Below are 3,262 nucleotides of genomic sequence, written 5' to 3'. Positions count from 1 at the left end.
AAACAAATATCACGGCCAGCTTCTTAAAAAATGAGGGTCAAAATACGGTGATTCCTCCGTATGGTGTTTTGGTACCTAGTTTCAATATGTCCAAGACATTCAAGTCGGGTACATGGAGATTTAGTTATAACCGCCGTCTTCAGCGCCCAGGTATTCAGAACTTGAATCCAAATATCAATGCTACAAATCCATTGAATATTTCACAAGGAAATCCAAACTTGGAGCCTGAGTTTACCAATAATTACGAAGTTTCGTACAGTAAATTCATCAAGCAGACCTACATTTCTACATCATTCTTCATGCGTAACACAACAGGTGCGATTAGCAACATTCGCCAGGTTTATGGAGATACGGTGAAGACTACCGCCATGAATATTGGAAATGAAGATGCGTATGGAATGAATGTCAACATGAACATCAACTTGTCTAACAAATTCATGTTAGGTGGTGGTGGTGATTTGTCTTACATGGTTTTGGCAAATAACGTAGCAGATAAAATGTTATCAGCGCGTAATGAGGGTTTACAGTCAAACTTTCGGATTTTTGGAAATTACAACATCGGTAACGGATGGGGTGCGCAAGTGTTCTCTTTCTATCGTGTGAATCAAATTCAGTTGCAAGGATCTCAAGGAGGCTTTGGAATTTACAGCTTAGGATTTAGAAAAGACTTTAAAAATAAGAAAGGAAGTCTTGGATTCGGTGCGGAGAATTTCTTTACACCAAATGGTTTTGTGATTCGTAGCGAGACAAAAACGGCGACGATTAACCAAGAGTCGAAGAATACATTACGTAACATGAACTTTAAAATCAACTTCACTTACCGAATTGGAAAGATGAGCTTTGGCCCAACGAAGAAGAAGAAGTCGGTGAATAACGATGATACGAAAGGCGAAGGAGGAGGCGATTCAGCTCCAGCATCACCGGCACCAATGGGTATGCCAGGTATGCGTGGCGGCGGCGGAGGCGGTGGCTTCGGTGGAGGTGGGCCACGTTAATTCCACTCAAATGATACAAAAAAAGGAGGCTAGTAATAGCCTCCTTTTTTATTTCTGTCTTTCGATCGTGTAGGATAATAAATCACCGAGCGAATCTCGGTAGATTGAAGCTGGAAACTGCGCTAATAAATCTCTCGCCTCCTGGGCAAACTCAAGCATTTTAGCGGTCGCATAGGCTAGGCCGCCAGTTGACTTAACAAATGCGATCACCTCACGTACTTTCTTTGGATTTTCAGAATCATTTTTAATGGTATTGATAATGAATTTTCGCGTTGATCTATCCGTGTTTTGCAATGCATAAATCAACGGCAACGTCATTTTCTTTTCTTTAATATCGATGCCTAAAGGTTTCCCAATCTCCGCATCCCCATAGTCAAACAAGTCATCTTTGATTTGAAATGCAATCCCTACTTTCTCCCCAAAATTAGACGCTAAGGCCACATATTTTTCTTCCGCATCTGTTGATTGCACACCTACTGCACAACACGCTGAAATCAGCGTGGCCGTCTTTTTACGGATGATGTCAAAGTAAACGTCTTCAGTTATGTCCAGTTTTCGTGCTTTCTCAATTTGCAATAATTCCCCCTCCGCCATCTCACGCACCGCAGTCGAAACGGAGGTCAATAAATCAAAATCTTTGTGATCTACAGAAAGTAAAAGCCCTTTCGAAAGCAGGTAGTCACCCACCAAAACCGCGATCTTATTTTTCCAAATCGCATTGATGGAGAAAAAGCCGCGTCGATAATCCGATTCATCCACGACGTCGTCGTGCACTAAAGTTGCTGTGTGTAATAATTCGATTAGCGCTGCTCCGCGATGGGTTTTTTCATTGATTTTGCCTACGGTCCCTGCCATCAAAAACACGAACATTGGGCGCATCTGCTTGCCCTTACGTTGCACGATGTAATTCATGATCGTATCGAGCAACATGACTTTGGTCTTCATGAACTGGCGAAATTTGCCTTCAAATGCCTTCATGGGTTCCGCAATGGGCGCCTGAATGGAGGAGATGGAATAGGACATAATTTCGGGGAAGAGCCTAGTAGGCGGCGTTATAATTTGTGTAAATTTAACGACTTATTGGAATAAATTGTTTCCGCTCCGCTAAATAAACTAAAATATATGAGCAAGATATTAGTCCTCGCTGGAGGGTCCGTTAAAGGTGCTTTTCAGGCCGGTGCAATCAAAGCTTTGGCCGAGCAAGGTTTTCAACCGGATGCGATTTATGGGATTTCAGCGGGGAGTTTAAATGCGGCTTATTTGGTGAATCGGATAGGCCAACAAGCCTTAGCGACGGGACATGTTTCTTTCGTCCAAGCGGCAGGTGATTTATGGGATTTTTGGGAGACGCGCATTACGAGCCCGGACAGTTTATCCAAACCCTTGTCTATTTTCGAATTAGGTTGGTCTGCACTTCAGAAAAAGTTCAAAGGTTTAGTTTCTACGCAGCCTTTACGAACGTTATTGGAAGATGAGTTGAGCCCACGTAATTTGAATGCCAGTCCCGTCGCACTTAAAATAGGCGCGGTGAATGTCATCGACGGAGGAATGCATTATGTAGATCCAAGTGAGGAGGCATTTTTTGATTATTTAATGGCCTCATCTGCCATCCCGATTTTGATGCCAGTCGTCCAAATTAATGGGGAAGCCCGACTAAGTTTTTTAGACGGAGGCCTGCGCGATGTGACACCTATTCGGAAAGCGCTCGAAGATGGCGCCACGGAAATTGTCTGTGTAAGTTGTCACCCGGAAACCATTGAAGGGGGCAGTTTTGATACGGGTGATTTGCTGGCCCTCGTTGACCGTGTCATGGACATCGCCGTCAATGAGATTCTAAATGCTGATTTACGCGAAACTTTATTAATCAATAGTACGCTACCGTTGGATGGATCACCCCAGTTGGAAGGTCCGTTTGCTGGTTTCCAACGCGTAAAAATTCAGAACATTCGACCTATTCAGCCTTTAACTGTTGACATGCAGCATTTCACCCAACTGGATATTCGGCGGATGCTGGAGGTAGGTTACGCCGTGATGAAAAGTCAGGCATAAAAAAAGCCCGATCGACGACCGGGCTCTGGTAGTGGATTAAACCACCATAATATCTTTTTCTTTGTCCGAAAATATGTGGTCAATTTTTGAGATAAACCCGTCGGTGATTTTTTGAATCTTATCTTCACCCGCCTTAATCGCATCTTCCGATACGCCATCAGCTTTTAATTTTTTGATACTATTATTGCCATCTTGGCGCGCATTTCGAATGTTGATTT

The 3,262-nt window shown here is 43.3% G+C and carries 4 protein-coding genes; 2 read left to right on the top strand and 2 right to left on the bottom strand.

All coding sequences use genetic code 11. The annotated features are described in order from the left end of the window. Window positions 1–995 (top strand): outer membrane beta-barrel family protein (locus tag ACIQ6T_RS11300; RefSeq protein ID WP_395786450.1); only part of this gene is annotated, 995 nt, incomplete at its 5' end. A 48-nt stretch (window positions 996–1,043) separates the two neighbouring features. On the opposite strand, the gene ACIQ6T_RS11295 is transcribed toward ACIQ6T_RS11300, so the two are convergent. After that, the gene (locus ACIQ6T_RS11295; RefSeq protein ID WP_395786448.1) at window positions 1,044–2,018 is read right to left on the bottom strand and encodes a polyprenyl synthetase family protein; all 975 of its coding nucleotides are present in this window, start codon (window positions 2,016–2,018) and stop codon (window positions 1,044–1,046) included. Between the two features lie 99 nt (window positions 2,019–2,117). On the opposite strand from ACIQ6T_RS11295, the gene ACIQ6T_RS11290 reads away from it, so the two are divergent. Further along, a complete protein-coding gene (locus tag ACIQ6T_RS11290; RefSeq protein ID WP_395786446.1) occupies window positions 2,118–3,044 on the top strand; it encodes a patatin-like phospholipase family protein in 927 nt (308 codons plus the stop codon). Window positions 3,045–3,080: 36 nt separating this feature from the next. Here ACIQ6T_RS11290 and ACIQ6T_RS11285 read toward each other — a convergent pair. Further along, the coding region (locus tag ACIQ6T_RS11285; protein WP_395786444.1) for a ribosome recycling factor at window positions 3,081–3,262 on the bottom strand (182 nt) is incomplete at its 5' end.

The sequence above is a fragment of the Aquirufa sp. genome (assembly GCF_044377215.1).
Classification (GTDB): domain Bacteria; phylum Bacteroidota; class Bacteroidia; order Cytophagales; family Spirosomataceae; genus Aquirufa.
Note: the sequence above shows the minus strand (reverse complement) of the source record. Positions and strands in the feature narration are given on the sequence as shown.